Consider the following 23,427-nt stretch of genomic DNA (forward strand, 5'->3'; position numbering starts at 1 on the left):
CGATAAGATTTATGCGGTGTAAAGGCACGGCATTTTGAGATATGTTGTCTGCCGAACTCGCATTGCAATGCAGGCTTTATGGGCAACGGGAGTGTTCAATTGTCTGCAATGAGCAAAATTGGAGTATGCATGATGTCCGTTCGTTCGAACGCAAAATTGTCCCCTTCGTTGGGGCAGGTTGATCCGATCTGGCATTCCATTCGCGCTGAAGCGGAGGAAGCGGCCAAGAACGATCCCGTGCTTGGAACGTTTCTGTATGCGACGATCCTCAATCAATCGACGCTCGAAGATGCAGTGATGCATCGCATCGCCGAACGTCTTGGTCATGCGGATCTGAGCGCGGATATCCTGCGTCAGACTTTTGATGCGATGTTTGAGGCCAATCCGGAATGGTCGCATATCGTGCGCGTCGATATACAGGCCGTGTATGACCGCGATCCGGCTTACAGCCGTTTTATGGACCCAATTCTTTATCTGAAGGGTTTTCATGCCATCCAGACGCATCGTCTGGCTCATTGGCTTTATAAAGAAGGTCGTAAGGATTTTGCTTATTACCTGCAAAGCCGTTCGTCTTCGATCTTCCAGACTGATATTCATCCGGCTGCAAAGTTTGGCAGTGGGTTGTTCCTTGACCATGCGACCGGGCTTGTGGTGGGCGAAACGGCTGTCATTGAAGACAATGTTTCGATTCTGCATGGCGTAACGCTGGGCGGTACGGGCAAGGCCAGTGGTGATCGTCACCCTAAGATTCGCCATGGTGTGCTGATCGGAGCGGGTGCGAAAATTCTCGGCAATATCGAAGTTGGAAATTGCTCAAAAATTGCAGCTGGTTCTGTCGTACTGAAACCTGTGCCGAATAATGCGACAGTTGCTGGTGTGCCAGCAAAGGTTGTCGGGGAAAGCGGCTGTTCCGAGCCATCGCGCGTTATGGACCAGACGCTGGGCGAAGCAGCCTTTGGTGAGCACATGTACGGCGAAGGTATTTAGCCCGGCATAGTTCCCATAAATCGTAACGATCTGCCGCGTCTGGTCTTTTCATCAGCGCGGACTATATCGACAAACAGTCATCCAAACTAACGGTGTATGCGCTGAGCCGCTCATGCGTTAGTGCTTTACATCAAACAATGCCGGGTGCATTAAACCGGCCTCAATTCAATATCAGGAGAAGCCGGTTGAAACCCGAAGAACTCAAGAAACTCGACGCATATTTCAAGCGGACTTTCAATAATCCGGGCCTTCAGGTGAAGGCGCGTCCACGTAAGGACGATTCCGCCGAGGTATATCTGGATGATGAGTTCCTGGGTCTGGTCTATAAGGATGAAGACGAAGGCGAACTTTCCTACAACTTCTCGATGGCTATTCTTGACGTCGATCTTTAAGATCCGTCTTGATAGATGAACCAGAACGCCCTTTCTGCTTTGCAGAGAGGGCGTTTTTTATTGGCTTGATGGTCCGAGGAGCGTTCTCTACAAAAGTTGGCGCTGATTGAGGAAGGTGGGAGAAATCATGATTGATTCATTTGCGCGCCATGTTTTGGGTGCCGCCGCAGCCCTATGTTTGGGCCTTGTGGCTTCCTCTGCGCAAGCGCAGGCGATTGACGATGACGGTACCTGTCCCGAACTGGCCCAGAAAATGAGCAAGATCTATTTTGGTTTTCCTGAGATTGTTGATGGTTCCATTGAACGTTTTGCCAGCTGGAAGGCATCCTGTGCCGCTAAGGCTCCTGCGGGACAGGGAAATGTCGTCGCTCTTTGTCAGGGCAAGCTTCAAGGTGAAGGCAATGTCTTCTTCTGGATCAAGGCAGCCGTGGAAGCTGAAAGCAGCGGCTATGAAATCTGCGATTGATCATGGCGCAAGACGACAGAGATAAACAGCTGCCTATCTTGCTTAATATCCGCAATCGTAAAACGCGCGATATTAAGCCGGATCCTGAAAATCGACCGCAATCTGAAATGCGAAAATTTTCGTCGGGTTCGCTTTGGGCCAGTACAGTGCTCGGGGGACTGGTGTCGTTCTTTTTGCTTCGTAGTGCTTTTAATAACGTAACCACAGGAAAAATGGCGGTTTCATCGCAGATGGGGAGGCTTCGCAGCACCTATTACTGGCCGGATGATTGGGGATTCTTCTCGACAATTGTTGGCTTCAAAGTGCTCTCCGGTATCATCTTCCTAGCGGCAACACTCTATTGCCTGAAAGCCGCATTCCGTTCCCATGATAATTAGCGCATGTTGTTCGAAGAATTTGTGATGGAGGAAAGCTCATGCCGATCTATGCGTATAATGGTCACAAACCTGAATTTGCCGACCGGGCCAGTAACTGGATCGCACCGGATGCAACGCTGATTGGTAAAATTCTCGTTGGCGAGAATGTCGGCTTTTGGTTTGGAGCGGTTCTGCGCGGCGATAATGAGATGATCTCGGTTGGTGCGAACACCAATGTGCAAGAACACACCATCATGCATACGGATATTGGGTTTCCGCTCAGCATTGGGGAGGGCTGCACGATTGGCCATCGCGCGATTCTTCACGGTTGCACAATTGGCGATAATAGTTTGATCGGCATGGGGGCCATTTTGCTCAACGGTGCGAAAATCGGGAACAATTGCCTCATAGGCGCGGGCGCGCTGGTGACAGAAGGCAAGGAGTTTCCGGATAATTCGCTAATTGTCGGCTCGCCAGCGCGCGTTATTCGCGAGCTTGATGTTACCGCTGTCGAAAAGCTGAAGTTGTCAGCCAAGCATTACGTCGAGAAAGGCCAATCTTTCATGCGTGGCCTGGAACCGGCATAAGCAGAATCTGACAAATATAAAAAGGGACGGGGAATGACGACCCGTCCCTTTTTAATGTGATATTTGATGAAAATCAGTTGCGGATGCTGCTGACGAAGGTTTCGCGGCCATCCTTGATAGAGACCCAGGTGCCAGTGTTGGTCGTCGATTGGCGCTTAAGATAGGTGTAGTCGGTTTCGTTCCAAAGGCGCACACGCTGATCGAGATTGTCGAGAATGAAGTCGCCGCGATCTGTGCGTACCGTCAGAACCGCATGACCTTCGCCATTTGCCTGACGAACGACTGTCATCAGGAGCGTGTTGACCGGGATACCGAGAGCAATAAGCTCGCGGCGCTTGAGCAACATATAGTCATCGCAATCGCCAGCCGTGGTTGGGTATTCCCAATATTCCTCGCGGCCCCAGACGTCCATATCGGTGCGTGGTGCGATTCGTTCATTGACGCTGGCGTTAACAGCGATGATTTCTTGCCAGACTTTCTGATTGAGCGTCAGCGGTGCGCTGTTAGCGCTGGTGATCTTGCACTCTGTGTCATGGCGCTCGCAAAATTCATAATGGCCGATCGGCTGAGATGTACGCTCACCCGTTGGCATCCAGTGCGACTTGGATGCTGGATTCGCTGCTTGCGCAAAAGCCGTACCCAGTATCAGCAGGATTGCTGCGATGATTGTTTGCTTCGTCATTCTTTTGTCTCCCTGTTGGAAACAAGAATGCGTGCAAGACTTTGAGGGCTGGGAAATTCAGACGCGAAAATGCGAATCTAATTTGAATAAAACTGCGCGGAACTCAGCAATGTTTTGTTCAGAAATGGCGCGTTTAAGACCATTTTAGAGGGTTTTATGGCCTTTTGATGCCCAAATTTCCCAAAAATGCGGTTTGCCAATCCGTAACCTTAGTGCGCGTTTACCTTTATATTGCTGACCTTAAATGTTTCCAGTCAGGCTTTGCCGCCATTGATGACCCGGAGAGCTGGCATATTGTGCGCAGGAACCGGCGTACCCCAGCGGCGTGTGCTGTTTGCTACATTGACGGTCATCACGGAAGGTTTGCGGACCTCCTGCTCAATGATTAGATCGGGTGCAAGCGGTTCAACACTGTTAAGATGGCCCAAGACCAGTGGATCAGCACCGGCCCATGCGACATCACTAAGAACAACGATGCTGCCAAGCAGATTGATTCTTCCGCCTTCACCTCTTTCGAGCGGTGCCAGCAACATCTCAAAGGCTAGGCTGCGCCCTGAGAGACTAATGCCGTCATTCTGGCTCAAAGCCGGGACCAACAGAGAATCAATGTTTCTGGCAAGTTCGTTAAGGGCAGAGCGATTGCGTTCAGGCCAGAGTGACAAGAACCGAGTGGCTTTAAGTTCGCGACCGAACAGGGCACAAACGCGTGTGCCCGCGAGGCGGAACATCAGGTCCCCCGTTTCATCTTCTTCAAGAATGAACAGATCCGACAAATGCCGTCCGAGCTTGCGAGGCTGGATCAGTTCGCGCTGCGGCGCATGGAGCGCGTTACCCTGACTTAAAGCCAGTCGCTGCCATTCGCTAAAGATTGCGATCGTGCTGCGGTTTTTCATTATGCGCTGCTTGCCGTTTTATCCTGATTTCGGGCAGTGCCCGTTGGTCAGCGCATTAAAATAGTATTAACGGCGAGGGCGCCAGCTTAACCCTTTCTTCATCCACTAGGGTTGGTTGTTAAGGTTAACAAGAAGTAATAGTTGCAAAAGTTCTTTTATAGCAGTTTGATGGGTTGTCAGTTGAAGCAATTGACTTGGTTGGCTTTTTTCTGATCTCCAGATTCTGTCTCGCAAAAGTCAGACATTTGCGACAAGGCCGTACGGGATACTCCGGCGGCCTTTATTTTTAACGAATTGTCACTTATCAAGAATCCATATCCAGATGAGCGCGGCCGCTAAGAGCGATCAGCGCGACAGGTCTTTCGCAGACGGAAAGTGGCAATCGATGAGCACGCCTCAGCCTGAAATGCGCGGAAACTCCAACGATTCGAGACGTTCGGGCGGCAGCGAACCAATATTCAACATACCAAGCGTCATTCTTGCGCTAATGGCGATCTGCGCTGGCGTCTATATCTATCAAAATTACATTATCAGTGAGCAGCAGAACTATGAGTTTATGCTGAATTTTGCTTTGATTCCCGCGCGGCTCTCACTTGCAGGTGGCTTTACCGATCCGTCCGCACTTTTCACGCTCATCAGTTACTCTTTAATGCATGGCGGGTTTGCGCATATTGCGGTCAATATGATCTGGTTTGCGGCTTTCGGTTCTCCGCTCGCGGGCCGTATCGGTACTGGTCGAATGATTATTTTCTGGATTCTAACGTCGGTGATTGCGGGCCTCACGCATTATGCGATCTATCCCGAAAGCGTAACGCCACTCGTTGGTGCTTCCGGCGCAATCTCCGGCATGATGGGGGCTGCCGCGCGTTACGGGTTCCGCCGTGTCGGCTTTGGGCGCAGGTCGGAATTTGCAGGGCCGGTGCTGCCTATTGGTCTCACGCTCACACTTAAGCCTGTGCTGACCTTCGTGGGTATCTGGTTTCTGATCAATATTTTCACAGGTCTTTATTCTACAGGCGGCGCTGACTTATCGGGAATTGCATGGGAAGCCCATATTGGTGGCTTCATCGCAGGCTTTTTCGGGATTTCACTGCTTGATAAGCCCCGAAGCTACGACGCTGTGATTAGGCGCTGAGCTTAGGTCTCCCAATTTAGTCTGCTTGCAAAGCGGCTAATCAAAGCGCACCATTATTGGAACGCAGCTGGAGGAGTTGCGTTAGAATCATGCAGCGATCCTGCAGATTGGATTGCTGAACCTTGGGAGGGACTTTGGCATGACTGTTAGATCGATTCTCGAGACAAAGGGCAGAGATGTTGTTGTTATAGGCCCTGAGGAAACGCTTTCTCATGCTGTTGCTGTCTTAGCTCAACACAAAATCGGTGCTTTGGTCGTCTGTGATGAAGCAGGTCGGATAAAGGGCATTTTTTCTGAACGTGATGTGGTGCGTGCTATCGCGTCTATGCAAGAAAAGATCGCCGACCGGCTTGTGTCTGAGTTTATGACTACAAAGGTACAGGTTTGTCGGGAACATCACACTGTGAATCAGGTGATGGAAATCATGACTCGAAACAGGTTCCGTCATATGCCGGTGGAAGAAAATGGCAAGCTTGCTGGAATCATCTCAATCGGTGACGTAGTTAAGCGGCGCATTGAGGATGTGGAGCGTGAAGCAGAGGATATTCGGACTTACATCGCCACGGCCTAAATCCGTGTGTCCTATTCTTCAAATCATCTGGAGCGCATGAAACGCTCCAGATAGAAACTTGAATCGCTTTTAAGAACCGTTGCGCGCACGCAGATAGCGTTCCGCTGCATAGAGCGAAATTGCTGCAGCATTGGAGACGTTAAGCGATTTGATTTCGCCCGGTATATCGAGACGTGCCAGTGCAGTCACCGTTTCGCGGGTCTTCTGACGAAGACCTTTGCCTTCTGCGCCAAGAACGAGTGCAACACGACCACCCTCAAGTGTCGCTTCCATTTCAAGCGGACCTTCCGAATCAAGGCCGATGGTCATGAAACCGAGCGAATGAAGTTCTTCGATCGCTTCTGCAAGGTTGCGAACCTCAATATGAGGAATCAGTTCGAGTGCACCCGAGGCAGCCTTTGCCAGAACACCGCTTTCTTGAGGGCTGTGACGGCTCGTGGTAATGATCGCTCCTGCACCAAAAGCCACTGCCGAGCGGATGATCGCACCAACATTGTGTGGATCGGTAACCTGATCCAGCACCAGCAAAAGCGGGCTATCTTTCAATTCTGACAACTTTTTATGACGAAGTGGTTCTGCTTCGATCATGACGCCCTGATGGACGGCATCCGAACCGGTCTCTTTGTCGATCTCTTTTGGTTCGACGATTTCGACTGGGAAGGGGAGGCTTTCTGCTTCGCCAATTTCAAGGCGCGCAAAGCCATTGCGAGTCGCACGCATACGCAAAATCGTGCGTGCGGAATTCTCTACAGCTGCGCGAACCGTATGCAGGCCATAAAGGCGTACGGTTCCATCCGCTACTCGACCGGCCGGAATAGGCGCTCGTTGAGGCCTGTGCGGTGCTTTGCCTTCTGCGGCTGCCTTATGGTCACGATGTTCGCGACGCAGGCGCGCATAATGAGAATCTTTAGGGGTACGGGGTGAGTTTTTATCATTCATGCGGCGCTTATACCCTGTCCACAACATGGAAGATAGCGTGCTCGATTTTATTTAATGTGAGAATTTATATCTCTTTATAGGCGTCGAATCCCGGTTTCGCGCGGTTCTCGGGGGCTGAGGGCGACCTGATCTGTCCAAGCTGTGGAATGTTCTGCATTCTTTTCACTTTTACCCTGTTGACAGGAGCGACGCATATCGGCATAAGCCCGCTCACAGAACGACGGCGGGCCCAGCGCCAACCGGAAACTCTGTGAAAAATGCCTAGTTACTCGACTCTGCTGATAGTGATATTAGGAGGAATGCCCGAGCGGTTAAAGGGGACGGACTGTAAATCCGTTGGCTAAGCCTACGTTGGTTCAAATCCAACTTCCTCCACCACTGTCGGATTAGAGTTTAGAGTGCGCGGGTATAGCTCAATGGTAGAGCAGCAGCCTTCCAAGCTGAATACACGGGTTCGATTCCCGTTACCCGCTCCAGATTTTCAAGAGCGGATAGGCGTGTAAGGAATCATCGACGGGCGGTTCGCCGTTCCGTTTTGGCATAAATGTCGGCCTGGAAATCTGATTGGTTTCTATGCGGGCGCTCGAGCGGTTCTAGAACAAAGAGAACAACGGCGATGGCAAAGAGCAAGTTTGAACGTAATAAGCCCCACGTAAACATCGGCACCATTGGTCACGTTGACCATGGCAAGACCTCGCTGACGGCAGCGATCACCAAGTTCTTCGGTGAATTCAAGGCATACGACCAGATCGATGCTGCACCAGAAGAACGCGCTCGCGGTATCACCATTTCGACGGCTCACGTTGAATATGAAACTGCAAACCGTCACTATGCACACGTCGACTGCCCAGGCCACGCTGACTATGTTAAGAACATGATCACCGGCGCTGCACAGATGGACGGCGCGATCCTGGTTGTTTCGGCAGCTGACGGCCCGATGCCACAGACCCGTGAGCACATCCTGCTCGCTCGTCAGGTTGGCGTTCCTGCGATCGTCGTGTTCCTGAACAAGTGCGATCAGGTTGACGATGCTGAACTTCTCGAACTCGTAGAACTCGAAGTTCGTGAGCTTCTGTCGAAGTACGACTTCCCAGGCGACGAAGTGCCAATCGTTAAGGGTTCGGCTCTTGCAGCTCTCGAAGATTCCTCGAAGGAACTCGGCGAAGACGCAATCCGTAACCTGATGGACGCAGTTGACTCGTACATCCCAACCCCAGAGCGTCCAATCGACCAGCCATTCCTGATGCCAATCGAAGACGTGTTCTCGATTTCGGGTCGTGGTACGGTTGTTACCGGTCGCGTTGAGCGCGGTATTGTCAAGGTTGGCGAAGAAGTCGAAATCGTCGGCATCAAGGCAACTGGCAAGACGACTGTTACCGGCGTTGAAATGTTCCGCAAGCTGCTCGATCAGGGCCAGGCTGGCGACAACATCGGCGCACTGGTTCGCGGCGTTGGTCGTGAAGACGTTGAGCGTGGTCAGGTTCTCTGCAAGCCAGGTTCGGTTAAGCCACACACCAAGTTCAAGGCAGAAGCTTACATTCTGACCAAGGACGAAGGTGGCCGTCATACACCATTCTTCACCAACTACCGTCCACAGTTCTACTTCCGTACGACTGACGTGACCGGTGTTGTTACCCTGCCAGAAGGCACGGAAATGGTTATGCCTGGCGATAACGTCACTGTAGACGTCACGCTGATCGTGCCGATCGCGATGGAAGAGAAGCTCCGCTTCGCTATCCGTGAAGGTGGCCGCACCGTCGGTGCAGGCATCGTCGCTTCGATCATCGAGTAAAGAATTTGACTGGCGGTTATGCCGCCGGTCTGGCATCTTGAATGCCAAATAGGGGTATAGCTCAGTTGGTAGAGCGACGGTCTCCAAAACCGTAGGTCGCGGGTTCGAACCCTGCTGCCCCTGCCATTTAAAACGAGTACTCATGGCTTGACTGTGAGTGCTCGTTTTTTGTATTAAGAGTTAGCGGTTTCGCTGACTATTCTGATTAGCGCTCTGGCCTTTTGGCAGCGAAGTCAGATATCGATAACTTTCCGCCGGTTATTCAGATCGGGCAGGGGAGGTCGCGGCGGCACGATTGAATGGTGCAGCAAGCGATGTTCGTAAGGATCGGATTTCCGATAAGCCTGTATGGTATTCTTTTAACTATTGGGCTTGTTTTTTTTGGGAATCGATTCTATGTAACGTCAACAGACACGCGGTGCGTGGGGCTGAATCTTCAGCTTTACGTGCCGTATACGCATGGGTATCGGGTTCTGATTCGTTTTGAACGGTCCGGTTTCCTCAAGCAAGAACAGAGTGGCAGATGGCATCTAAGACGAATCCGATCACCTTTCTTCAGCAGGTTCGCGCCGAAACGGCGAAGGTGAGCTGGCCGACCCGGCGTGAAACAGTCATTTCCACCATTATGGTGGTTGTAATGGCCTTTTTTGCTGCTGCATTCTTTTTTCTTGCCGATCAGCTTATGGCCTATGGCGTAGAATTTATACTTGGCCTTGGCCGCTAAGCAGGATTGGGGAGTTACGAGATGACAGCGCGCTGGTACATCGTTCACGCCTATTCCAACTTCGAAAAGAAGGTGGCTGAGGATATTCAGGCTAAGGCTGCACAGAAGGGTCTTTCTGGCCTTATTGAGCAGATTGTCGTGCCGACCGAGAAGGTTGTTGAAGTTCGCCGTGGCCGCAAGGTTGATGCTGAGCGCAAGTTCTTCCCGGGTTATGTTCTCGTTCAGGCTACCCTGACCGATGCTGTATTCTCGCTGATCAAGAATACGCCTCGTGTGACTGGCTTCCTTGGTGATTCCAAGCCTGTTCCGGTTTCACAGAAGGAAGTAGATCAGATTCTGAATCAGGTTCAGGATGGTGCAGAGCGTCCGAAGACTTCTGTGACCTTCGAAATCGGCGAAAATGTTCGCGTTTCCGATGGTCCGTTTGCCTCGTTCAATGGCATTGTGCAGGAAGTCGACGAAGAGCGCGCGCGCCTCAAGGTTGAAGTTTCCATCTTCGGGCGTGCTACGCCTGTTGATCTTGAATACGGTCAGGTCGATAAGCTCTGATCGTTTAGCTCGCGAGGGCGTTCACCGTAACAGGTGAAAAGGGTGGAAGGGTAGGTGGCTTTAGCCGGTCGCTGATCTCGAACCACCGAACTGCCAGTCAGTTTTACTGACGTCAGTCGAGAGCCGGATTTCCGGCATTAATCGAGAACGCCGGTTTCCGGTATTTTTATGAAGGCAGAATGCAATGGCTAAGAAAATTGCAGGCCAGCTGAAGCTCCAGGTAGCAGCAGGTGCGGCCAACCCATCGCCTCCGATTGGCCCAGCTCTGGGTCAGCGCGGCATCAACATCATGGAATTCTGTAAGGCATTTAACGCTGCCACACAGGAACTGGAAAAAGGTTCGCCGATTCCAGTCGTGATCACATACTACCAGGACAAGTCTTTCACTTTTGTGATGAAGACCCCTCCGGTAACCTACTTCCTTAAGAAGGCTGCCAACCTTAAGTCGGGTTCCAAGGCGCCTGGCAAGGAAAAGGCAGGCACGATTGCGCGTGATAAAGTTCGCGAAATCGCTCTTGTTAAGATGAAGGATCTGAACGCATCTGACGTGGAAGCGGCTATGCGTATGATCGAAGGTTCTGCCCGTTCGATGGGCCTGGAAGTGGTGAGCTAAGACCATGGCAAAGATTTCCAAGCGTGTAGCTAAGATCCGCGAAGGCGTTGACGTCAACAAGCTCTATGACCTGTCCGATGCTATCGGCCTGGTTAAGGAACGTGCAGTTGCCAAGTTCGACGAAACCATCGAAATCGCAATGAACCTCGGCGTTGACCCACGTCATGCTGATCAGATGGTTCGTGGCGTTGTTAACCTTCCAAACGGCACCGGCCGTACTGTTCGCGTTGCTGTTTTTGCACGCGGCGACAAGGCTGAAGAAGCCAAGAAGGCTGGCGCTGACATCGTTGGTGCGGAAGAACTGTTCGAAATCGTCAACGGCGGCAAGATCGACTTTGATCGTTGCATTGCAACCCCAGACATGATGCCACTCGTTGGTCGTCTTGGTAAGGTGCTCGGCCCGCGTGGCCTGATGCCAAACCCTAAGGTTGGTACTGTTACTGTCGACGTTGCAGCTGCAGTTACCGCTTCTAAGGGCGGCGCAGTTGAATTCCGCGTTGAAAAGGCTGGTATCATCCACGCCGGTATTGGCAAGGTTTCCTTCGACAACCAGAAGCTCGAAGAAAACATCAAGGCTTTTGCCGATGCAGTTATCAAGGCTAAGCCTTCGGCTGCTAAGGGTGAATACGTCAAGCGCGTATCGATTTCTTCGACCATGGGCGTTGGCGTCAAGGTCGACCCGTCAACCGTTAAGGTTGTCGCTTAAGTTATTTAGGCTCCGGCTCGCCGGAGCTTAGCCTTTCTTCGAGAAGGGCGAATGGTGGTACACCTGCATCGTGAAAGCGGTCAAAAGTGCAAGAATTCCGGATCGCAAGATCCGGATAGCCGGACGAAAGTCCGGTTATCCTGTCCGAGATTGCAGGCGGACATTCATCTTCGGGTGATTGTCCTTAAACATATGGCCTGCATGAGACGTGGAATAACCCTGTTTCGCATGAATGTGCATGCAAGGTTTGAACCGTAGTTGCCTTTGAGTGATGCCTGGTTTCCAGGATAGCTGAAGGGGACAGGATCCTCGAACGTCGGACTGACTGTGAAGTTCGTCCGGCAAAGGCAACCCGGCAGGACCATGTGGTCCTGTCTACTGGAGAGAGACAGTGGATAGAGCGGAAAAACGCGAATTTGTCTCGTGGCTGAACGGAGCTTTTAAAGATTCCGGTTCGGTCGTCGTGGCCCACTATACCGGTCTCACTGTTGCGCAGATGAGCGATCTTCGCTCAAAGATGCGCGATGCTGGTGGTACCGTTAAAGTCGCGAAAAACCGCCTTGCCAAGATCGCTCTTCAGGGCACGGAATCGGAAGGTATCTCTGATCTGTTTACAGGTCAGACGGTTGTTGCTTATGCAAACGACCCAATTACCGCTCCGAAAGTAGCCGTCGAATTCGCTAAGGCTAACGACAAGCTCGTTATCCTCGGCGGTGCAATGGGCGCAACGACACTTAACGCCGATGGCGTAAAGTCGCTTGCTTCGCTCCCATCGCTCGACGAACTGCGCGCAAAGCTGGTTGGAATGATCCAGACCCCGGCTCAGCGTCTCGCAGTACTTACCAGCGCACCAGCGGGCCAGATCGCTCGCGTTATTGGCGCGCACGCCCGGAAGAACGAGGCGGCGTAAGGCCGTTTTTCGCTGTCAATTGTTCAAACCTTGAAACTAAGGAAATACCAAAATGGCTGATCTCGCAAAGATCGTTGACGACCTGTCGGCACTGACCGTTCTCGAAGCTGCAGAGCTTTCGAAGCTTCTCGAAGAGAAGTGGGGCGTTTCGGCTGCTGCTCCTGTAGCAGTTGCTGCTGCTGGTGGCGCTGCTCCAGCTGCTGCTGCTGAAGAAAAGACTGAATTCGACGTCGTCCTCGCTGACGGTGGCGCAAACAAGATCAACGTGATCAAGGAAGTTCGCGCAATCACCGGTCTCGGCCTCAAGGAAGCTAAGGACCTTGTTGAAGCTGCTCCAAAGGCAGTTAAGGAAGGCGCTTCGAAGGACGAAGCTGAGAAGATCAAGGCACAGCTCGAAGCAGCTGGCGCTAAGGTCGAACTCAAGTAAGTTCGAAAATTCCGACGGACGGTTTCCGTCCGTCGGTTTCACTCTGGACTTGCATCTGGAGTAAATGCATGAAAAGAAACGAAAAGTGCGGAATTCGCTTTGATTTGTGCATCTTATAATCGGAACGGATATTTGAAGAGCGTTCTGATCCCGTTGAACCCTTTTTCTGATGGCCTTGAAGGGGCTTTCAGAAAACGGGTTTTAGCCCGTTAGAAGGACCGCCGAAAGGCGGCGCACGATAAAGGCCGCAAGGCGTGAGCAAGCCGTAAGGCTATAGAACGAGGAGCGACGATGGCTCAGACCCATTCTTTCAATGGTCGCAAGCGCGTACGCAAATTTTTCGGCAAGATTCCCGAGGTCGCGGAAATGCCTAACCTCATCGAGGTTCAAAAGGCATCTTACGACCAGTTCCTCATGGTTGAGGAACCAGCTGGCGGGCGTTCTGACGAGGGTTTGCAGGCGGTTTTCAAGTCTGTTTTCCCAATTCAGGATTTCTCCGGCGCTTCAATGCTCGAATTCGTTCGCTACGAATTCGATGCACCAAAATTCGACGTTGACGAATGCCGTCAGCGCGATTTGACGTATTCGGCACCTCTCAAGGTGACGCTGCGTCTGATCGTGTTCGATATTGATGAAGATACCGGTGCGAAGTCCATCAAGGACATTAAGGAGCAGGACGTTTACATGGGCGATATGCCGCTCATGACGGACAACGGCACCTTCATCGTCAACGGTACAGAACGCGTTATCGTTTCGCAGATGCACCGTTCGCCGGGCGTATTCTTCGATCACGACAAGGGCAAAACCCATTCGTCGGGTAAGCTTTTGTTCGCAGCTCGCGTTATTCCTTATCGCGGTTCGTGGCTTGACATCGAATTCGATGCCAAGGACGTAGTCTATGCACGTATCGACCGTCGCCGTAAGCTTCCAGCTACGACGCTGTTGATGGCGCTTGGCATGGACGGCGAAGAGATTCTGTCGACGTTCTATAAAACTGTCACCTATTCGCGTGACGGTGATAACTGGCGCATTCCTTATTCGGCTGACCGCTTCAAGGGTATGAAGATCATTTCTGATCTCGTCGATGCGGACACCGGAGAAGTCGTTCTCGAAGCTGGCAAGAAGTTGACCGCTCGCTCGGCAAAGCAGCTCGCTGAGAAGGGCCTCAAGGCTATCAAGGCGACTGAAGACGATCTGTTCGGCTCGTACCTTGCAGAAGACATCGTCAATTACGCTACCGGCGAGATTTATCTGGAAGCTGGTGACGAAATCGACGAAAAGGTTCTCAAGACGCTTCTCGACACCGGTGTTGAAGAGATCAACGTTCTCGATATCGACCATGTCAATATCGGTGCGTATATCCGCAACACGCTCGCTGTCGACAAGAACGAAAGTCGTCAGGAAGCTCTGTTCGACATCTATCGCGTTATGCGTCCAGGTGAGCCGCCGACAATGGACTCGGCTGAAGCCATGTTCCATTCGCTGTTCTTCGATTCGGAACGCTATGACCTTTCTGCTGTTGGTCGCGTGAAGATGAACATGCGTCTTGATCTGGATGCAGAAGACACCGTGCGTGTTCTGCGCAAGGAAGATATCCTTGCTGTGGTCAAGATGCTGGTTGAACTGCGCGATGGCCGCGGCGAAGTTGATGACATCGATAACCTCGGTAACCGTCGTGTGCGTTCGGTTGGCGAACTGATGGAAAATCAGTACCGCGTTGGTTTGCTCCGTATGGAGCGTGCGATCAAGGAACGTATGTCCTCGATCGAAATCGACACGGTTATGCCGCAGGATCTGATTAACGCGAAGCCTGCAGCCGCAGCAGTGCGCGAGTTCTTCGGTTCTTCGCAGCTGTCGCAGTTTATGGATCAGACCAACCCGCTTTCGGAAATCACCCACAAGCGCCGTCTTTCGGCTCTTGGACCTGGTGGTCTTACCCGTGAGCGTGCTGGCTTCGAAGTCCGCGACGTGCATCCGACCCACTATGGCCGTATCTGCCCGATTGAAACGCCGGAAGGCCCGAATATCGGTCTGATCAATTCGCTTGCAACTTTTGCCCGCGTCAACAAGTACGGCTTTATTGAAAGCCCGTATCGTAAGGTTGTCGACGGCAAGGTAACGAGCGACGTTGTTTACCTTTCGGCTATGGAAGAAGCGAAGCACTCGGTTGCTCAGGCAAACGTTGAGCTGGACGAGCAGGGCGGTTTTGTTGACGAATTCGTCATCTGCCGTCACGCAGGCGAAGTTATGATGGCTCCGCGTGAAAACGTGGACCTGATGGACGTTTCGCCGAAGCAGCTCGTTTCGGTTGCAGCAGCTCTTATTCCGTTCCTTGAAAACGACGATGCTAACCGTGCTCTCATGGGTTCGAACATGCAGCGTCAGGCCGTTCCACTCGTTCGTGCGGAAGCTCCGTTCGTTGGAACCGGTATGGAAGCAGTTGTTGCACGTGACTCAGGTGCTGCTATTGCCGCTCGCCGTGGTGGTGTGGTTGACCAGGTTGACGCAACGCGTATCGTTATTCGCGCTACTGAGGACCTCGATCCTTCTAAGTCTGGCGTTGATATCTATCGTCTGCAGAAGTTCCAGCGCTCGAACCAGAGCACCTGTATCAACCAGCGTCCGCTTGTACGCGTTGGTGATCCTATCGGTAAGGGCGACATCATTGCTGATGGCCCATCGACTGATCTGGGCGATCTGGCTCTTGGTCGTAACGTGCTTGTCGCGTTCATGCCTTGGAATGGTTACAACTACGAAGATTCGATCCTTCTTTCCGAGAAGATTGTTTCGGACGACGTCTTCACCTCGATCCACATTGAGGAATTTGAAGTAGCTGCACGCGACACGAAGCTTGGACCTGAGGAAATCACACGCGATATTCCGAATGTGTCGGAAGAAGCGCTGAAGAATCTCGACGAAGCAGGTATCGTTTATATCGGTGCTGAAGTGCATCCTGGCGACATCCTTGTCGGTAAGATCACGCCGAAGGGCGAAAGCCCGATGACGCCGGAAGAAAAGCTTCTGCGCGCTATCTTCGGTGAAAAGGCGTCCGATGTTCGTGACACCTCGATGCGTATGCCTCCAGGTACTTACGGTACTGTTGTTGAAGTTCGCGTTTTCAATCGCCACGGCGTTGAAAAAGACGAACGTGCAATGGCGATCGAACGCGAAGAGATCGAACGTCTTGCCAAGGACCGTGACGACGAACAGGCTATTCTCGACCGTAACGTTTACGGCCGTCTCGCCGACATGATCGATGGTAAGGTTGCTGCTGCAGGCCCTAAGGGCTTCAAGAAGGGCACGACCATTACTCGCGATATCATGACCGAGTATCCGCGTTCGCAGTGGTGGCAGTTTGCTGTTGAAGATGAAAAGCAGCAAGGTGAACTCGAAGCTCTGCGCGGCCAGTACGATGAATCCAAGAAGCTGCTTGAAGCACGCTTCATGGACAAGGTCGAAAAGGTTCAGCGCGGCGACGAGATGCCTCCAGGCGTCATGAAGATGGTCAAGGTCTTTGTCGCTGTTAAGCGCAAGATCCAGCCGGGTGATAAGATGGCTGGCCGTCACGGCAATAAGGGTGTGGTTTCCCGCATTCTTCCTGTCGAAGACATGCCATTCCTCGAAGACGGTACGCATGCCGATATCGTTCTTAACCCGCTTGGCGTGCCGAGCCGTATGAATGTGGGCCAGATTCTGGAAACACATCTTGGCTGGGCTTGCGCAGGTATGGGCAAGAAGATCGGTGAGCTGATCGATGTTTATCGCAAGACGGCAGACATTCAGCCGCTGCGTGATACGCTCGAGCACATCTATCCGGACAATGACCGCAATGAGCCTGTTCGCTCTTATGACGATGATTCAGTCATGATGCTGGCGAACCAGGTCAAGCGCGGCGTGTCTATCGCAACGCCGGTCTTCGACGGTGCGGTGGAAGCTGACATCAATGCGATGTTGACGGATGCAGGTCTTGCGACCTCGGGTCAGTCGACGCTGTATGATGGACGTACGGGTGAGCCGTTCGACCGTCAGGTGACAATGGGCTACATCTACATGTTGAAGCTCCACCACCTGGTTGACGACAAGATCCATGCTCGTTCGATCGGACCTTACTCGCTCGTCACTCAGCAGCCGCTTGGTGGTAAGGCGCAGTTTGGTGGTCAGCGCTTCGGTGAAATGGAGGTCTGGGCTCTGGAAGCATACGGTGCAGCTTACACGCTGCAGGAAATGCTTACGGTCAAGTCCGACGACGTTGCCGGCCGTACCAAGGTCTATGAAGCCATCGTTCGTGGTGACGATACGTTCGAAGCTGGTATTCCAGAAAGCTTCAACGTTCTGGTCAAGGAAATGCGTTCGCTCGGTCTCAATGTTGAGCTGGACGACACACGCGACGAGCAGCCGGCACTTCCGGACGCGGCGGAATAAAAAAACATCAAGGCGCGCCATGGTATTGCCGTGGCGCGCCCGTAAGGTGTTTCCAGACAATGCAAGAAGTGATTTGCGTGACGGAAATGCTGAAACGGAATGTGCAGTTTCAAACTGCTTAATACCGCGATTTCTTTTCAAGATGGCAGGGACTTTCAGCCTGTCATCGACGACACACAGGGCGGCGGATCGCCCTCAAGGAGAACGGCATGAACCAAGAGGTCATGAATCTTTTCAATCCTCAGGCTCCGGCACAGACGTTCGATTCCATCAGAATCTCGATTGCCAGCCCTGAGAAGATTCTGTCCTGGTCATACGGCGAGATCAAGAAGCCGGAGACGATCAACTATCGTACGTTCAAGCCTGAACGCGATGGTCTCTTCTGCGCGCGTATCTTTGGCCCGATCAAGGATTATGAATGCTTGTGCGGCAAGTACAAGCGTATGAAATACAAGGGCATTATCTGCGAAAAGTGCGGCGTGGAAGTCACGCTCTCTCGCGTTCGTCGCGAGCGCATGGGTCACATCGAACTCGCAGCGCCTGTTGCTCACATCTGGTTTCTGAAGTCGCTGCCTTCGCGCATCGGCACACTGCTGGACATGACGCTCAAGGATATTGAGCGCGTTCTGTATTTTGAAAACTACATCGTTACCGAACCGGGTCTGACTTCGCTTAAGGAGCATCAGCTTCTTTCGGAAGAAGAATACATGATCGCTGTCGACGAGTTCGGCGAAGATCAGTTCACAGCCCTTATCGGTGCAGAAGCTATCTTTGAACTCCTGGCTTCGATGGATCTGCCAAACATCGCTGCAGACCTGCGCGTTGAACTTGCAGAAACCACTTCGGAACTGAAGACGAAGAAGCTGATGAAGCGTCTCAAGATTGTTGAGAACTTCATGGAATCCGGCAATCGTCCTGAATGGATGATCATGAAGATCGTTCCGGTCATTCCACCGGATCTGCGTCCTCTGGTTCCACTGGATGGCGGTCGTTTTGCTACGTCCGATCTCAACGACCTTTACCGTCGTGTGATCAACCGTAACAACCGTCTGAAGCGTCTCATTGAACTGCGCGCTCCTGGCATCATTATCCGTAACGAAAAGCGTATGTTGCAGGAAGCTGTTGACGCGCTGTTCGATAACGGCCGTCGTGGCCGTGTCATCACCGGTGCTAACAAGCGTCCGTTGAAGTCGCTCTCCGACATGCTCAAGGGTAAGCAGGGTCGTTTCCGTCAGAACCTTCTCGGTAAGCGCGTCGACTATTCTGGTCGTTCGGTTATCGTGACCGGTCCTGAACTGAAGCTGCACCAGTGCGGCCTGCCGAAAAAGATGGCGCTCGAACTCTTCAAGCCATTCATCTACGCTCGTCTTGACGCCAAGGGTTACTCCTCGACTGTCAAGCAGGCGAAGAAGCTTGTTGAAAAGGAACGTCCAGAAGTTTGGGATATTCTTGACGAAGTGATCCGTGAGCATCCGGTTCTTCTGAACCGTGCGCCTACGCTGCACCGTCTTGGTATTCAGGCATTCGAACCCACGCTGATTGAAGGCAAGGCCATTCAGCTGCATCCGCTCGTTTGTACAGCGTTTAACGCTGACTTCGACGGTGACCAGATGGCTGTTCACGTTCCGCTGTCGCTTGAAGCCCAGCTTGAAGCACGCGTGCTAATGATGTCCACCAACAACATCTTGCACCCAGCGAACGGCGCACCAATCATCGTTCCTTCGCAGGACATGGTTCTCGGCCTCTACTATCTGTCGATCGTGGCAGACAAGGAGCCAGGTGAGGGCATGGTGTTTGCCGATATGGGCGAACTTCAGCATGCACTTGAGAACAAGGTTGTCACGCTGCACACCAAGATCAAAGGCCGTTTCAAGACGGTTGATGCGGAAGGCAAGCCTGTTTCCAAGGTTTATGACACCACGCCTGGTCGCATGATCACTGGTGAGCTTCTGCCGAAGCACGCCAATGTGCCTTTCGATATCTGCAATCAGGAGATGACGAAGAAGAACATCTCCAAGATGATCGACCACGTCTACCGCCATTGCGGTCAGAAAGAGACGGTTATCTTCTGCGATCGCATCATGCAGCTCGGCTTCGCCCATGCATGTCGCGCCGGTATTTCCTTCGGTAAGGATGACATGGTCATTCCAGACTCGAAGGCCAAGATCGTTGCAGAAACCGAAGCTCTAACGACTGAATACGAACAGCAGTACAATGACGGTCTGATTACTCAGGGCGAAAAGTACAACAAGGTCGTTGATGCCTGGGGTAAGGCGACTGACAAGATCACCGAAGAAATGATGGCCCGCATTAAGGCTGTTGAATTCGATCCGGTGACCGGACGTCAGAAGCAGATGAACTCGGTCTACATGATGTCTCATTCGGGTGCCCGTGGTTCGGTCAACCAGATGCGTCAGCTGGGCGGTATGCGTGGTCTTATGGCCAAGCCGTCGGGCGAAATCATCGAAACCCCGATCATTTCGAACTTCAAGGAAGGCCTGACGGTTAACGAATACTTCAACTCGACACACGGTGCCCGTAAGGGTCTTGCCGATACCGCATTGAAGACCGCTAACTCGGGTTATCTGACACGTCGTCTCGTTGACGTTGCACAGGATGCGATTATTTCGGAAGTCGATTGTGGCGCCGAAATCGGTCTCACCATGCAGCCAATCGTTGATGCTGGTCAGATCGTTGCTCCAATTGGACAGCGCGTTCTGGGCCGTACGGCACTTGATCCGATCATCAATCCGGCAACCGGCGAAGTCATCGTCGAAGCTGGCCGCATGATCGAGGAAAAGGACGTTGAAGTCATCGAGAAGGCCGGCATCCAGTCGATCCGTATTCGTTCGGCTCTGACCTGTGAAACCCGTAACGGCGTTTGCGCCAAGTGCTATGGTCGTGACCTTGCACGCGGTACGCCTGTTAACCAGGGTGAAGCAGTTGGCGTTATCGCTGCTCAGTCGATCGGTGAGCCTGGCACTCAGCTGACCATGCGTACGTTCCACCTTGGTGGTACTGCACAGGTTGTTGACTCGTCTTACCTGGAAGCTTCGTATGAAGGCACCGTCAAGCTGCGTAACCGCAACGTGGTTCGCAACTCGGATGGCAATCTCGTGGTGATGGGCCGTAACATGGCTGTTCTGATCCTCGACTCGACCGGCAAGGAACGTGCGGTTCACCGCGTAACCTACGGTTCACGCCTGTTCGTTGACGAAGGTGATGCAGTGAAGCGCGGCCAGCGTATTGCTGAATGGGATCCGTACACCCGTCCAATCTTGACGGAAGTTGAAGGTTACATCGAGTTCGAAGATCTCGTTGATGGCCTTTCGGTTTCGGAAACAGCGGACGAGTCGACCGGTATCACGAAGCGCGTCATCATTGACTGGCGTTCGACACCACGCGGTGCGGACCTCAAGCCTGCTATGGTCATCAAGGACAAGAGCGGCAAGATCGCGAAGCTGTCGAAGGGTGGCGAAGCTCGCTTCCTGCTTTCGGTAGAAACGATCCTTTCGTTCGAGCCTGGTGCACATGTTAATGCTGGTGATGTTATTGCGCGTCTGCCGATGGAAAGCGCGAAGACCAAGGATATTACCGGTGGTCTTCCACGCGTTGCGGAACTGTTCGAAGCTCGTCGTCCGAAGGACCACGCCGTCATCGCAGAGATCGATGGTACCGTTCGTTTTGGTCGCGATTACAAGAACAAGCGTCGCATCATCATCGAGCCAAACGACGATACGATCGAGCCTGTTGAGTATCTGATCCCTAAGGGCAAGCCGTTCCATCTTCAGGACGGTGACGTTATCGAAAAGGGTGAATATATCCTCGACGGTAACCCGGCACCGCATGACATTCTGGCGATCAAGGGCGTTGAAGCACTCGCTTCGTACCTCGTGAACGAAATCCAGGAAGTCTATCGTTTGCAGGGTGTTCTCATCAACGACAAGCACATCGAAGTGATTGTTCGTCAGATGCTGCAGAAGATCGAGATCACGGAATCCGGTGATACCGGCTACATTCCGGGCGATCACGTGGACCGCATCGAACTGGACGAAATCAATGATCGTCTGATCGAAGAAGGCAAGAAGCCAGGTTCGGGTAATCCGGTTCTGCTTGGTATTACCAAGGCGTCGCTTCAGACTCCTTCGTTCATCTCGGCGGCATCGTTCCAGGAAACCACTCGCGTACTCACCGAAGCTGCAGTTGCAGGCAAGATGGATACGTTGCAGGGTCTCAAGGAAAACGTCATCGTCGGTCGTCTCATCCCGGCTGGTACAGGTGGCATGACCAACCAGATCCGTCGCATTGCAACTGCTCGCGACGAACTGATCATCGACGAGCGCCGCAAGTCGACCGGTTCTTCGGAAGCCAACGTGATGCTGGCAGATATGACCAACAACGCCGCCGAGTAATCGGAAAGCAATCAACAAAGAAAAGGCCGCCTTTCGAGGCGGCCTTTTTGTTATGCAAATTTAAAAAAGAAAGGGCGGTTTAAAACCGCCCTTGAACATTATGCAAAGCGGAAGATGCTCCACATTTTTCGGTGTTCGCTTACGTCGAACTTATTCTTCTTCTTCATCGCCTTCGAACTCAATCAGTGCAACTTCGCCGGTGAGGGCGGTGTGCCATGCGCTCTTGTGTGGTTCTTCTTCTGGTTCTTCCGTGATGGTACCCATCTCGACCAGCTCTGCTTCGTGATAACCTTCTTCTGCCAGGATCGCGAGAACCGTCTGAACGAGATCTTCGTCTTCATCGGATTTCAGCAGGATATGGACTTCGATAGATTCCTCTTCACCTTCGTTCCAGACGTCGGCGATCACCAGGTGAACAATCGGCGAATCGTTCTCTGTGGATGTGGTGGTGGATGACATTGAGAATCCCTTAATATTGTGTTGCGTTTCGACTCGGATGTGCTTCAATAGCGACTGTTGATGTCTGGCGCTATGCTGGCATACGAAAATGACAGTTTTGCCGCGAAATATTAGCGATATGAAGCCTAATGCGGCGCAATAACCTGTCCGGCGGACCCCAAAACGCCCCCGAGCGGCCTTTTGGATAAGAAACTTAACGTCCTGCCCTTGACGAAACGCCTGTAAACACGTATCAGCAGCCCATCTGAGCCGATGTGAGGCTGGCATTTTCGGAGCGACGCGCTCTGGAGTTCGCCTCAAACAGGGTTCGTTTTACGATCGAAATGCAACTTGCCGTTCGCATGAAGCTTATGCTTCCTCTGCTTTTGTTCGGGTGGCCGCTGATGGAGTGGCTCGTCCCGAATTTGTGCATGAGCACTCCGGTGAAACGGCCCTTATTGGGCGCCGATACGAGATTTTTTATAGAGGAAGGTTCAATGCCTACCGTAAACCAGTTGATCCGCAAGCCGCGCACTGCGCCGGTAAAGCGTAATAAGGTTCCTGCCCTGCAGGCAAACCCACAGAAGCGCGGCGTTTGCACCCGCGTTTATACAACGACCCCTAAGAAGCCAAACTCGGCTCTCCGTAAGGTCGCCAAGATCCGTCTGACCAATGGCTTTGAAGTCATCGGTTACATTCCTGGTGAAGGTCACAACCTTCAGGAGCACTCCGTGGTCATGATCCGCGGCGGTCGCGTAAAGGATTTGCCGGGTGTGCGTTACCACATCATCCGCGGCGTTCTCGATACCCAGGGTGTTAAGAACCGCAAGCAGCGTCGTTCGAAGTACGGTGCGAAGCGTCCTAAGTAAGAATTTTCCGGGGATACCGGCCGCCGGAATGGCGAGTTGAGCCCGATGTAATTGAAAGTTGAGACGAAATGTCCAGACGCCATAAAGCTGAGAAGCGTGAGATTAATCCGGATCCAAAGTTCGGCGATCTCGTTATCACGAAGTTCATGAATGCAGTTATGCTTCATGGTAAGAAGTCGGTTGCTGAAAGCATCGTTTACGGTGCGCTGTCTGCAATCGAAGCTAAGGCGAAGTCAGAGCCGGTCGCGCTGTTCCATCAGGCGCTCGACAATGTTGCTCCGCACGTTGAAGTCCGTTCGCGCCGCGTTGGTGGTGCAACCTATCAGGTTCCGGTCGATGTGCGTTCAGAACGCCGCCAGGCACTTGCCATTCGCTGGCTGATCAATGCAGCTCGTGGTCGCAATGAAACGACGATGATTGACCGTCTCTCCGGCGAACTGCTGGATGCGGCAAACAATCGTGGTTCCGCTGTCAAGAAGCGTGAAGACACGCACCGCATGGCAGAAGCCAACCGCGCGTTCTCGCATTACCGCTGGTAATCGTCGAACCCTATTCAA

General features: G+C 52.5%; 22 protein-coding genes and 3 tRNA genes. 21 read left to right on the forward strand and 4 right to left on the reverse strand.

Going from position 1 to position 23,427, the window contains the following annotated elements; translation table 11 throughout:
* The first annotated feature begins 132 nt into the window (after positions 1–132).
* From cysE to QSJ70_RS02020, 5 genes are all read left to right on the forward strand, one after another.
* Positions 133–987 (forward strand): serine O-acetyltransferase, encoded by an 855-nt coding sequence (gene cysE / locus QSJ70_RS02000; RefSeq protein WP_007875465.1) that lies wholly within the window; start codon positions 133–135, stop codon positions 985–987.
* A gap of 185 nt (positions 988–1,172) precedes the next feature.
* Complete coding sequence (locus QSJ70_RS02005; protein ID WP_007875463.1) at positions 1,173–1,379, forward strand: DUF3126 family protein; 207 nt, start codon at positions 1,173–1,175, stop codon at positions 1,377–1,379.
* A gap of 127 nt (positions 1,380–1,506) precedes the next feature.
* The gene (locus QSJ70_RS02010) at positions 1,507–1,845 is read left to right on the forward strand and encodes a hypothetical protein (protein WP_113159966.1); all 339 of its coding nucleotides are present in this window, start codon (positions 1,507–1,509) and stop codon (positions 1,843–1,845) included.
* 2 nt (positions 1,846–1,847) lie between these two features.
* A complete protein-coding gene (locus tag QSJ70_RS02015) occupies positions 1,848–2,222 on the forward strand; it encodes a hypothetical protein (RefSeq protein ID WP_285534625.1) in 375 nt (124 codons plus the stop codon).
* A 38-nt stretch (positions 2,223–2,260) separates the two neighbouring features.
* Positions 2,261–2,788 (forward strand): gamma carbonic anhydrase family protein, encoded by a 528-nt coding sequence (locus tag QSJ70_RS02020; RefSeq protein WP_113159965.1) that lies wholly within the window; start codon positions 2,261–2,263, stop codon positions 2,786–2,788.
* 73 nt (positions 2,789–2,861) lie between these two features.
* On the opposite strand, the gene QSJ70_RS02025 is transcribed toward QSJ70_RS02020, so the two are convergent.
* Together QSJ70_RS02025 and QSJ70_RS02030 are read right to left on the reverse strand one after the other, a co-directional pair.
* Positions 2,862–3,470 (reverse strand): transglutaminase-like cysteine peptidase, encoded by a 609-nt coding sequence (locus QSJ70_RS02025; RefSeq protein WP_285534626.1) that lies wholly within the window; start codon positions 3,468–3,470, stop codon positions 2,862–2,864.
* Positions 3,471–3,724: 254 nt separating this feature from the next.
* On the reverse strand, positions 3,725–4,363 hold the full coding sequence (locus QSJ70_RS02030; protein WP_113485425.1) for a PAS domain-containing protein: 639 nt from the start codon (positions 4,361–4,363) through the stop codon (positions 3,725–3,727).
* A gap of 385 nt (positions 4,364–4,748) precedes the next feature.
* Here QSJ70_RS02030 and QSJ70_RS02035 point away from each other — a divergent pair, with 385 nt between their 5' ends.
* A complete protein-coding gene (locus QSJ70_RS02035) occupies positions 4,749–5,498 on the forward strand; it encodes a rhomboid family intramembrane serine protease (RefSeq protein ID WP_285534627.1) in 750 nt (249 codons plus the stop codon).
* Between the two features lie 139 nt (positions 5,499–5,637).
* Complete coding sequence (locus QSJ70_RS02040; RefSeq protein WP_007875447.1) at positions 5,638–6,069, forward strand: CBS domain-containing protein; 432 nt, start codon at positions 5,638–5,640, stop codon at positions 6,067–6,069.
* A gap of 69 nt (positions 6,070–6,138) precedes the next feature.
* Here the strand turns inward: QSJ70_RS02040 and rlmB are convergent, their stop codons facing one another.
* Positions 6,139–7,008, reverse strand: a complete 870-nt coding sequence (rlmB, locus tag QSJ70_RS02045) for a 23S rRNA (guanosine(2251)-2'-O)-methyltransferase RlmB (RefSeq protein WP_285534629.1) — start codon at positions 7,006–7,008, stop codon at positions 6,139–6,141.
* Between the two features lie 293 nt (positions 7,009–7,301).
* Between rlmB and QSJ70_RS02050 the strand changes: the two genes are divergently transcribed.
* The 12 genes from QSJ70_RS02050 to rpoC all read left to right on the forward strand — a co-directional run bounded on the left by QSJ70_RS02050 (position 7,302) and on the right by rpoC (position 21,563).
* Positions 7,302–7,386, forward strand: a tRNA-Tyr gene (locus tag QSJ70_RS02050).
* Positions 7,387–7,410: 24 nt separating this feature from the next.
* A tRNA-Gly gene (locus QSJ70_RS02055) sits at positions 7,411–7,484 on the forward strand.
* 140 nt (positions 7,485–7,624) lie between these two features.
* Positions 7,625–8,800 (forward strand): elongation factor Tu, encoded by a 1,176-nt coding sequence (gene tuf / locus QSJ70_RS02060; RefSeq protein ID WP_007875417.1) that lies wholly within the window; start codon positions 7,625–7,627, stop codon positions 8,798–8,800.
* Between the two features lie 50 nt (positions 8,801–8,850).
* Positions 8,851–8,926: transfer RNA gene (locus QSJ70_RS02065), tRNA-Trp, on the forward strand.
* Between the two features lie 397 nt (positions 8,927–9,323).
* Entirely contained in the window at positions 9,324–9,524 is a 201-nt protein-coding gene (secE, locus tag QSJ70_RS02070) for a preprotein translocase subunit SecE (protein ID WP_007875444.1), read from the forward strand.
* Between the two features lie 21 nt (positions 9,525–9,545).
* Positions 9,546–10,073, forward strand: a complete 528-nt coding sequence (gene nusG, locus QSJ70_RS02075) for a transcription termination/antitermination protein NusG (RefSeq protein ID WP_007875442.1) — start codon at positions 9,546–9,548, stop codon at positions 10,071–10,073.
* 184 nt (positions 10,074–10,257) lie between these two features.
* Positions 10,258–10,686 (forward strand): 50S ribosomal protein L11, encoded by a 429-nt coding sequence (rplK, locus tag QSJ70_RS02080; protein WP_007875441.1) that lies wholly within the window; start codon positions 10,258–10,260, stop codon positions 10,684–10,686.
* Positions 10,687–10,690: 4 nt separating this feature from the next.
* Positions 10,691–11,392 carry a 50S ribosomal protein L1 gene (gene rplA / locus QSJ70_RS02085; protein ID WP_007875439.1) on the forward strand — a complete coding sequence of 234 codons (702 nt, stop codon included), beginning with the start codon at positions 10,691–10,693 and terminating at the stop codon, positions 11,390–11,392.
* A gap of 391 nt (positions 11,393–11,783) precedes the next feature.
* Complete coding sequence (rplJ, locus tag QSJ70_RS02090; protein WP_007875437.1) at positions 11,784–12,302, forward strand: 50S ribosomal protein L10; 519 nt, start codon at positions 11,784–11,786, stop codon at positions 12,300–12,302.
* A 52-nt stretch (positions 12,303–12,354) separates the two neighbouring features.
* A complete protein-coding gene (rplL, locus tag QSJ70_RS02095; protein ID WP_007875435.1) occupies positions 12,355–12,729 on the forward strand; it encodes a 50S ribosomal protein L7/L12 in 375 nt (124 codons plus the stop codon).
* Between the two features lie 291 nt (positions 12,730–13,020).
* A complete protein-coding gene (rpoB, locus tag QSJ70_RS02100) occupies positions 13,021–17,151 on the forward strand; it encodes a DNA-directed RNA polymerase subunit beta (RefSeq protein ID WP_105518650.1) in 4,131 nt (1,376 codons plus the stop codon).
* Between the two features lie 209 nt (positions 17,152–17,360).
* A complete protein-coding gene (rpoC, locus tag QSJ70_RS02105; protein ID WP_064320723.1) occupies positions 17,361–21,563 on the forward strand; it encodes a DNA-directed RNA polymerase subunit beta' in 4,203 nt (1,400 codons plus the stop codon).
* 150 nt (positions 21,564–21,713) lie between these two features.
* On the opposite strand, the gene QSJ70_RS02110 is transcribed toward rpoC, so the two are convergent.
* Positions 21,714–22,022, reverse strand: coding sequence for a hypothetical protein (locus tag QSJ70_RS02110; RefSeq protein WP_064320722.1), 309 nt, complete (start codon positions 22,020–22,022; stop codon positions 21,714–21,716).
* A 476-nt stretch (positions 22,023–22,498) separates the two neighbouring features.
* On the opposite strand from QSJ70_RS02110, the gene rpsL reads away from it, so the two are divergent.
* The gene (gene rpsL, locus QSJ70_RS02115; protein WP_006168377.1) at positions 22,499–22,870 is read left to right on the forward strand and encodes a 30S ribosomal protein S12; all 372 of its coding nucleotides are present in this window, start codon (positions 22,499–22,501) and stop codon (positions 22,868–22,870) included.
* Between the two features lie 68 nt (positions 22,871–22,938).
* Positions 22,939–23,409 (forward strand): 30S ribosomal protein S7, encoded by a 471-nt coding sequence (gene rpsG / locus QSJ70_RS02120; RefSeq protein WP_007875422.1) that lies wholly within the window; start codon positions 22,939–22,941, stop codon positions 23,407–23,409.
* Positions 23,410–23,427 lie beyond the last annotated feature (18 nt).

The sequence above is a fragment of the Brucella sp. NBRC 12950 genome (assembly GCF_030268145.1).
GTDB lineage: Bacteria > Pseudomonadota > Alphaproteobacteria > Rhizobiales > Rhizobiaceae > Brucella.

What these genes read in the sequence shown, in the direction of transcription:
- cysE (WP_007875465.1), top strand. Translation starts at nt 133, where the DNA reads ATGTCCGTTCGTTCGAACGCAAAATTGTCCCCTTCGTTGGGGCAGGTT.
- QSJ70_RS02010 (WP_113159966.1), top strand. Translation starts at nt 1,507, where the DNA reads ATGATTGATTCATTTGCGCGCCATGTTTTGGGTGCCGCCGCAGCCCTA.
- QSJ70_RS02015 (WP_285534625.1), top strand. Translation starts at nt 1,848, where the DNA reads ATGGCGCAAGACGACAGAGATAAACAGCTGCCTATCTTGCTTAATATC.
- QSJ70_RS02020 (WP_113159965.1), top strand. Translation starts at nt 2,261, where the DNA reads ATGCCGATCTATGCGTATAATGGTCACAAACCTGAATTTGCCGACCGG.
- QSJ70_RS02025 (WP_285534626.1), bottom strand. Translation starts at nt 3,470, where the DNA reads ATGACGAAGCAAACAATCATCGCAGCAATCCTGCTGATACTGGGTACG.
- QSJ70_RS02030 (WP_113485425.1), bottom strand. Translation starts at nt 4,363, where the DNA reads ATGAAAAACCGCAGCACGATCGCAATCTTTAGCGAATGGCAGCGACTG.
- QSJ70_RS02035 (WP_285534627.1), top strand. Translation starts at nt 4,749, where the DNA reads ATGAGCACGCCTCAGCCTGAAATGCGCGGAAACTCCAACGATTCGAGA.
- QSJ70_RS02040 (WP_007875447.1), top strand. Translation starts at nt 5,638, where the DNA reads ATGACTGTTAGATCGATTCTCGAGACAAAGGGCAGAGATGTTGTTGTT.
- rlmB (WP_285534629.1), bottom strand. Translation starts at nt 7,008, where the DNA reads ATGAATGATAAAAACTCACCCCGTACCCCTAAAGATTCTCATTATGCG.
- tuf (WP_007875417.1), top strand. Translation starts at nt 7,625, where the DNA reads ATGGCAAAGAGCAAGTTTGAACGTAATAAGCCCCACGTAAACATCGGC.
- secE (WP_007875444.1), top strand. Translation starts at nt 9,324, where the DNA reads ATGGCATCTAAGACGAATCCGATCACCTTTCTTCAGCAGGTTCGCGCC.
- nusG (WP_007875442.1), top strand. Translation starts at nt 9,546, where the DNA reads ATGACAGCGCGCTGGTACATCGTTCACGCCTATTCCAACTTCGAAAAG.
- rplK (WP_007875441.1), top strand. Translation starts at nt 10,258, where the DNA reads ATGGCTAAGAAAATTGCAGGCCAGCTGAAGCTCCAGGTAGCAGCAGGT.
- rplA (WP_007875439.1), top strand. Translation starts at nt 10,691, where the DNA reads ATGGCAAAGATTTCCAAGCGTGTAGCTAAGATCCGCGAAGGCGTTGAC.
- rplL (WP_007875435.1), top strand. Translation starts at nt 12,355, where the DNA reads ATGGCTGATCTCGCAAAGATCGTTGACGACCTGTCGGCACTGACCGTT.
- rpoB (WP_105518650.1), top strand. Translation starts at nt 13,021, where the DNA reads ATGGCTCAGACCCATTCTTTCAATGGTCGCAAGCGCGTACGCAAATTT.
- rpoC (WP_064320723.1), top strand. Translation starts at nt 17,361, where the DNA reads ATGAACCAAGAGGTCATGAATCTTTTCAATCCTCAGGCTCCGGCACAG.
- QSJ70_RS02110 (WP_064320722.1), bottom strand. Translation starts at nt 22,022, where the DNA reads ATGTCATCCACCACCACATCCACAGAGAACGATTCGCCGATTGTTCAC.
- rpsL (WP_006168377.1), top strand. Translation starts at nt 22,499, where the DNA reads ATGCCTACCGTAAACCAGTTGATCCGCAAGCCGCGCACTGCGCCGGTA.
- rpsG (WP_007875422.1), top strand. Translation starts at nt 22,939, where the DNA reads ATGTCCAGACGCCATAAAGCTGAGAAGCGTGAGATTAATCCGGATCCA.